We start from the raw sequence: 6,591 nt of genomic DNA on the forward strand, positions 1-6,591 counted from the left end.
GGTCGGCACCACGCCTGCACCCGCACCTCCGCCGCTCCCGGTCATGTCCGAGGTGGAGCTGACCCTCGCGGACCTGTGGGCGACCCGCATCTCGCCGGAGCGGCACCCGGTCGAGCACCTGCGCGACGAGCTGACCCGGGCAGGCATCAGGGCGGTCGCCGAGCTCCAGCATGCAGAGGCCGGCCGGCGCGTGCACGTGGCCGGCCTCGTCACCCACCGCCAGCGCCCGGGCACCGCGCAAGGGGTCACCTTCCTCAACCTCGAGGACGAGACCGGCATGCTCAACGTCGTCTGCTCGATCGGCGTGATGCGGGCCCACCGCCAGGCCGCCCGCAACCGGGTGGCAGTCGTGGTCCGAGGCATCCTCGAGCGGGAGGAGGGGGCGACCAACCTGGTCGCCGACCGGATCGAGGGGATCGACGTCGTCGTCCCGGGCGCCGAGGCCGTGCTCCAGGCACGCGCGCAGTCCCGCGACTTCCGCTGACGGACCCGCGCCGTGGCCGACGGCCGGTCCGTGCGGGACGAAGGACCCTGTGGTGGCACCGGGCCGCGCGCGAGCATGGAGGTGACGACCGCAGCCCGGCCGCAGATCCACCAGAGCCCGGGCGCCGTCGCGGCACCGCGACGGCTCGCGCGGTTCTTCGATCCACGAAAGAAAGAGGTTCGAGATGAGTCTGACAACGCAAGAACGCCGGCCCGTGTGGCCCTGGGAGACGTGGTGGAGCCAGGATGTCGTGGACGGGGCGTTCAGCGACATGCTGCGTGACTTCTTCGGCAAGGGCATCCTCGACCGGCTGCCCGACGCGGCCCACCTCGTGCGGGTGGAGGAGTTCGTCGACGGCGACACCTACGTGATCCGCGCCGAGATGCCGGGGCTCGACCCCAACAAGGACATCGAGCTCACCGTCCGCGAAGGGTTGCTGCACCTGAGCGCCGAGCGCCGGGAGCACACCGAGGACGAGCGTCCCGACGGGTTCCGCTCGGAGTTCCACTACGGACGGATGACACGCAACCTCCGCTTGCCGGAGGGCACCAGCGAGGCGGACGTGACGGCGACGTACAAGGACGGAATCCTTGAGGTCCGGCTGCCTGCACCCAAGGAGGCGCCGGCTCCGACCGGCACCAAGATCCCGGTCATCCGGAGCTGAGCCCGGATCCGGGGCGAGCTGCCGAGGAGGGGCCTTTGGCCCCTTCCCGGCAACCGCCCACAAGTGACAGCGTGGCGCCATGCGCCCGGAGAGGGAGGATCTCGGAGGAGCGCGCGCGCACCAGACCAGGCTGCTCGACGTCGACGGACTGCAGGCGCTCATCGACGCCCTCCTCGGCCGGGGGTTCACCGTCATCGGACCCACGGTGAAGGCGGGCGCGATCGTCAACGCGGCCATCGGCGGGGTCGCCGACCTGCCGCGCGGCTGGGGTGACGACCAGGACGCCGGCCGCTACCGGCTGCGGCGCCGCGACGACGAGATGCTGTTCGGGTTCGCGTCCGGTGCGCAGTCCGCCAAGCCGGTCTTCTTCCCGACCCACGAGGTGCTGTGGCGCGGCGAGCGCGCCGGACCGGGGTTCAGCGTCGAGCGCACCGAGCAGGCGGAGCAGGACGGTCCCTACGCGCTGATCGGGGTCCGCTCCTGTGACCTGAGCGCGGTCGGGATCCAGGACACCGTCCTCCTCTGCCGGCGCTACGACGACCACGCGTACGCCGCGCGGCGGGCCGAGGCCTTCGTCGTCGCCGTGACCTGCTCGGACCCGGGTGGCACCTGCTTCTGCGTCTCGATGGGCACCGGCCCCCACCCCGAGCCGGACCGTGGCGCGCCGTACGACCTCGCCCTCACCGAGCTGCTCGACGCGGGCGGGCACCGGTTCGTGGTCGAGGTGGCGAGCGAGCGCGGAGCCGAGCTCATGGACCAGATCGGTGCCGGGGCCGCCGCCGCCGAGGAGATGGACGCTGCGGCCGGGGTCGCCGAGGATGCCGCGGGGCGCATGGGTCGCAGCCTCGACACCTTCGAGCTCAAGGAGCTGCTGTACGCCAGCGCCGAGAGCCCGATCTGGGACGCGGTCGCCCAGCGTTGCCTGGCCTGCACCAACTGCACTGCGGTGTGCCCGACATGCTTCTGTACCAGCGTGGAGGACGTGACCGACCTGACCGGGGACGTCGCCTCCCGCAACCGGGTCTGGGACTCCTGCTACAACGCGGACTTCTCCTACATCCACGGTGGCACGGTCCGCGCCTCCACGAAGTCGCGCTACCGCCAGTGGATGACCCACAAGCTCGGCTCGTGGATCGACCAGTTCGGCATGTCCGGGTGCGTCGGCTGTGGGCGGTGCATCACCTGGTGCCCGGCCGCGATCGACATCACCGAGGAGGCCGCGGCGCTGCGCGCGGAGGGCGCCGGCAGCGCGTCCGGGGGAGCGAGGCAGCCATGAGCCCCGCCCAGACGATCGAGCAGTACCTCCCCAGCCACCCCTTCTTCGCAGGTCTGGACGACGAGGCGATAGCGCTGGTGACCGGCTGCGCGGTGAACGCGCACTTCCGGCCCGGCCAGCACCTCTTCCGCGAGGGCGAGCCGGCGGACACCTTCTTCGTCGTCCGGAGCGGCCGGGTCGCGATCCAGATGCGGCTGCCCACCCAGGCGGCAGTGCTCGACACCGCCCGCGAGGGCGACGTCGTGGGGTGGTCGTGGCTGGTCCCGCCCTACCGGTGGACCTTCGACGCCGTGGCCACCGAGGAGACGAGCGTGGTGTCCATCGACGGCGCCTGCCTGCGCGGCAAGTGCGAGACGGACCCGGCGCTCGGGTACGCCCTGCTCCAGCGCGTGGTGCAGGTGATGTCGACGCGGCTGCACTCGGCGCGGGTGCGGCTCCTCGACCTGTACGGGTCGCGCCCATGACTGCGCCCACGACCATGCTGCCGCGACCGTTCCGGGTGACCCGGACCAGCCGGGACACCCAGGACACCCGCACCCTCGACCTCGAGGCCGTGGACGGGGCGCCCCTGACGTTCGCCGCCGGGCAGTTCACGATGCTGCACGCCTTCGGCGTGGGCGAGGTGCCGATCTCGATCAGCGGCGACCCCGGCCGGCCGGAGACGCTGCGGCACACCATCCGCAACGTGGGCTCGGTCTCGCGGGCGCTCGCGGGCGCCTCTGCCGGCACGGTGCTGGGGGTCCGCGGCCCGTTCGGTACCGGGTGGCAGGTGCGTGATGGCCACGGCGGCGACGTGGTCTTCGTCGCGGGCGGGATCGGGCTGGCGCCGCTTCGCCCGGCGATCCTCGAGGTGTGCCGTGCCCGGGGCGACTACGGGCGCGTGGCGCTGCTCTACGGCGCCCGTACTCCCGAAGACATCCTGTTCGGCGATGACCTCCGCTCCTGGGGCGCGGACCACGACATCGACGTCGAGGTGACGGTCGACAGCGGTCCGCACGCGTGGCGGGGAAACGTCGGGCTGGTGACCCAGCTGATCGACCGGGCTGCGTTCGACGCGGCTCGCACCCTGGCCCTGATCTGCGGGCCCGAGGTGATGATGCGGCACTCCGCCGTGGCGCTGGGGGACCGGGGCGTGCCCCGCTCCCGGATCCGGCTGTCGATGGAGCGCAACATGAAGTGCGGCGTCGGCCTGTGCGGCCACTGCCAGCTGCGGGAGTACTTCCTGTGCCTGGACGGCCCCGTCCTTGCCTACGACGTGCTGGAACCCCTCATGGCCCAGGCGGAGCTCTAGCCATGTCGACGCCCGGGCCCGGCCGCCCCAAGCTCGCCGTCTGGAAGTTCGCCTCGTGCGACGGCTGCCAGCTGACGCTCCTCAACTGCGAGGACGAGCTGATCCCGCTCGCCGGAGCGGTCGAGATCGCCTACTTCCCGGAGGCCACCCGGGCCGTGGTCGAGGGCCCCTACGACGTCTCCCTGGTCGAGGGCTCGATCACCACACCCGACGAGCTCGAGCGGATCCAGCAGGTCCGGGAGACATCGCGCCGCGTCATCACCATCGGCGCCTGCGCCACCAGCGGCGGCATCCAGGCGTTGCGCAACTTCGCGGACGTGGCCGAGTTCCGCTCTATCGTCTACGCCCACCCCGAGTACATCTCCACCCTCGACCGGGCCACACCGATCTCCGCACACGTCCAGGTGGACTTCGAGCTGCGCGGCTGCCCGATCAACAAGGTCCAGCTGCTGGAGGTGCTCTCCGCAGAGCTGCAGGGACGCACGCCGAGGGTGCCCCGCCACAGCGTCTGCGTCGAGTGCAAGCGGAGGGGCAACGTGTGCGTCACCGTCGCACACGGGACGCCGTGCCTCGGTCCGGTCACCCAAGCCGGCTGCGGCGCGCTCTGCCCGAGCTTCGACCGGGGCTGCTACGGCTGCTTCGGTCCCCAGGACACGCCGAACACGGCGTCGATGGCGAACCGGTTGCGGACCCACGGCATGAGCGAACCGGAGGTGGTCCGCATCTTCCGCACCTTCAACGCCGCATCCGAGGCCTTCCTCCGCGAGAGCGAACGACACGAGTCCGGAGCCGTCGACGGGGAGGAACCGTGAGCCACAAGCTGACCGATGGCGGCCACGTCATGCACGTGGGCACCCTGGCTCGGGTCGAGGGCGAGGGCGCGATGCACATCGAGCTGCGCGACGGGCAGGTGACCGACGTACAGCTGCGCATCTACGAGCCACCCCGCTTCTACGAGGCGTTCCTGCGCGGCCGGTCCTACACCGAGCCGCCCGACATCACCGCTCGGATCTGCGGCATCTGTCCGGTCGCCTACCAGATGAGCGCCTGCTGGGCGATCGAGGACGCCTGCGGGGTGGCCGTCCCGGAGGAGATCCGGCTGATGCGGCGCCTTCTCTACTGCGGCGAGTGGATCGAGAGCCACGCGCTGCACGTCTTCCTCCTGCACGCCCCGGACTTCCTGGGCTACGACGGAGCGATCGAGATGGCCGCGGACCACCCGCACGTGGTGGAGCGCGGGCTGCGGATGAAGCGCGCCGGGAACCGGCTCATGGAGCTGGTCGGCGGACGGTCGATCCACCCCGTCAACGTGAAGGTCGGCGGCTTCTACCGGATGCCTGACCTCGCCGAGCTCCGGGCCTTCCGTCCGGTCCTCGAGGCGGCCCTGGACGACGCGCTGGAGACCGTCGGCCTCGTGGCCGGGTTCGACTTCCCCGACCTCGAGCAGCCCTACGAGTACGTCTCGCTGCGACCCCCCGCGGGCTATCCGATCGAGTCCGGGAGCGTCGTCGCCTCCTCAGGGGCTGCCTTCGAGGTGCGGGACTTCCCCGGCCACATCGAGGAGTTCCACGTGGCCCACTCCAACGCGTTGCACGCGAGCCTGGACGGCGGCGATCGCGGCCCGTACGTCGTCGGGCCGCTGGCGCGCTACACGCTCAACCACGACCGGCTCTCGCCCCTGGCACAGGAGGCAGCCGCGGCGGCAGGGCTGGGTACCACGTGCCGCAACCCGTTCCGCTCGATCATCGTGCGCGCCGTGGAGCTGGTCGAGGCCTACCACGAGGCGCTGCGGATCATCGACGGCTGGTCCGGGAGCGCCGCCCCGAGCGTGAAGGTGCCGGCGCGGGCAGGGGAGGGGTTCGGCGCGAGCGAGGCCCCGCGGGGAGTCCTCTTCCACCGCTACGTCCTCGACGACTCCGGTCTGATCAAGGACGCCCAGATCGTGCCCCCCACCTCGCAGAACCAGCCCAGCATCGAGGCGGACCTCAGGACTCTGGTCCAAGGCTGGACGGGCCTCGACGACCATGCGCTGCAGCACCGCTGTGAGCACGCGATCCGCAACTACGACCCGTGCATCTCCTGTGCAACCCACTTCCTCGACCTGACCGTGGACCGCGCATGACCGGGCCCCTCGTCGTCGGGCTCGGTAGGGCCGACCGCGGCGACGACGCGGTGGGCGGCGCGGTTGCCCGTGCGGTGGCGCGCCGGGTGGAGGCCGCGGGTCTCCCGGGAGTGCTCGTCGTCGAGCACGAGGACCCCACCGCGCTGCTGGACCTGTGGGTCGGGCGAGACCCGGTCGTCGTCGTGGACGCGGTGTGCTCGGGCACGCCGCCGGGCACGGTGCGCCGGCTGGAGACGGGTGCGAGGGCCTCCCGCCTGCAGGAGGGCGCGTGGTCGGCCACGGGCCGCGGCGGAACCCACGCCTTCGGTCTGGCAGCGGCGGTCGAGCTCGCCCGCGCGCTGCACCGGCTGCCTGCGCGGCTGGTGGTCGTGGGGATCGAGGCGGTCGGCTTCGAGTACGGCGCCCCGCTCAGTGGCCCGGTCGCGGCTGCCGTGCCGGCGGCGGCCGAGGAGGTCGTCTCCGTCCTGGAGGAGGTGAGCGCCGATGTGCCTCGGTGAGCTGGGCCGCGTGCTCGTGGTGACCGCAGGCAGCGCCGACGTCCAGGTCGGCGACCGCGTCCGCACCGTGTCGCTGCTCACCCTCGACGACCCGGTCGCGCCCGGTGACTGGGTCCAGATCCACTCCGGCTTCGCCCTCGCCAGGTTGACCGACGACGAGGCACGCGAGGCTGAACAGATCCGCAGCCTGACCGACGCCGAGGAGCAGCCATGACCCCCACGAGACGCGCCGGGATCCTCCTGGCACTGGTGACCGC

At 72.0% G+C, this 6,591-nt stretch carries 9 protein-coding genes; all 9 read left to right on the forward strand.

All coding sequences use genetic code 11. From position 1 onward, the window contains the following. A partial coding sequence (locus tag VFV89_RS05415) for an OB-fold nucleic acid binding domain-containing protein (protein ID WP_329704889.1) occupies positions 1-484 on the forward strand: 484 nt, incomplete at its 5' end. A gap of 184 nt (positions 485-668) precedes the next feature. Further along, a complete protein-coding gene (locus VFV89_RS05420; RefSeq protein ID WP_329704890.1) occupies positions 669-1,148 on the forward strand; it encodes an Hsp20/alpha crystallin family protein in 480 nt (159 codons plus the stop codon). A 79-nt stretch (positions 1,149-1,227) separates the two neighbouring features. Beyond that, positions 1,228-2,424, forward strand: a complete 1,197-nt coding sequence (locus tag VFV89_RS05425; RefSeq protein ID WP_329704891.1) for a 4Fe-4S dicluster domain-containing protein — start codon at positions 1,228-1,230, stop codon at positions 2,422-2,424. Then, positions 2,421-2,888: a cyclic nucleotide-binding domain-containing protein gene (locus tag VFV89_RS05430; RefSeq protein ID WP_329704892.1), complete on the forward strand. Its 468-nt coding sequence runs from the start codon at positions 2,421-2,423 to the stop codon at positions 2,886-2,888. Before VFV89_RS05425 ends, VFV89_RS05430 begins: the two co-directional genes overlap by 4 nt. After that, positions 2,885-3,715 (forward strand): FAD/NAD(P)-binding protein, encoded by an 831-nt coding sequence (locus VFV89_RS05435; RefSeq protein WP_329704893.1) that lies wholly within the window; start codon positions 2,885-2,887, stop codon positions 3,713-3,715. Before VFV89_RS05430 ends, VFV89_RS05435 begins: the two co-directional genes overlap by 4 nt. 2 nt (positions 3,716-3,717) lie before the next feature. Beyond that, positions 3,718-4,527 (forward strand): hypothetical protein, encoded by an 810-nt coding sequence (locus VFV89_RS05440; protein ID WP_329704894.1) that lies wholly within the window; start codon positions 3,718-3,720, stop codon positions 4,525-4,527. Beyond that, positions 4,524-5,837 (forward strand): Ni/Fe hydrogenase subunit alpha, encoded by a 1,314-nt coding sequence (locus VFV89_RS05445; RefSeq protein WP_329704895.1) that lies wholly within the window; start codon positions 4,524-4,526, stop codon positions 5,835-5,837. Before VFV89_RS05440 ends, VFV89_RS05445 begins: the two co-directional genes overlap by 4 nt. Next, positions 5,834-6,334, forward strand: coding sequence for a hydrogenase maturation protease (locus VFV89_RS05450; protein WP_329704896.1), 501 nt, complete (start codon positions 5,834-5,836; stop codon positions 6,332-6,334). Before VFV89_RS05445 ends, VFV89_RS05450 begins: the two co-directional genes overlap by 4 nt. Continuing rightward, positions 6,321-6,548 (forward strand): HypC/HybG/HupF family hydrogenase formation chaperone, encoded by a 228-nt coding sequence (locus VFV89_RS05455; protein ID WP_329704897.1) that lies wholly within the window; start codon positions 6,321-6,323, stop codon positions 6,546-6,548. The genes VFV89_RS05450 and VFV89_RS05455 overlap by 14 nt, the downstream gene beginning before the upstream one ends. Positions 6,549-6,591 lie beyond the last annotated feature (43 nt).

The organism is Nocardioides sp., from assembly GCF_036274455.1.
Lineage (GTDB): Bacteria > Actinomycetota > Actinomycetes > Propionibacteriales > Nocardioidaceae > Nocardioides.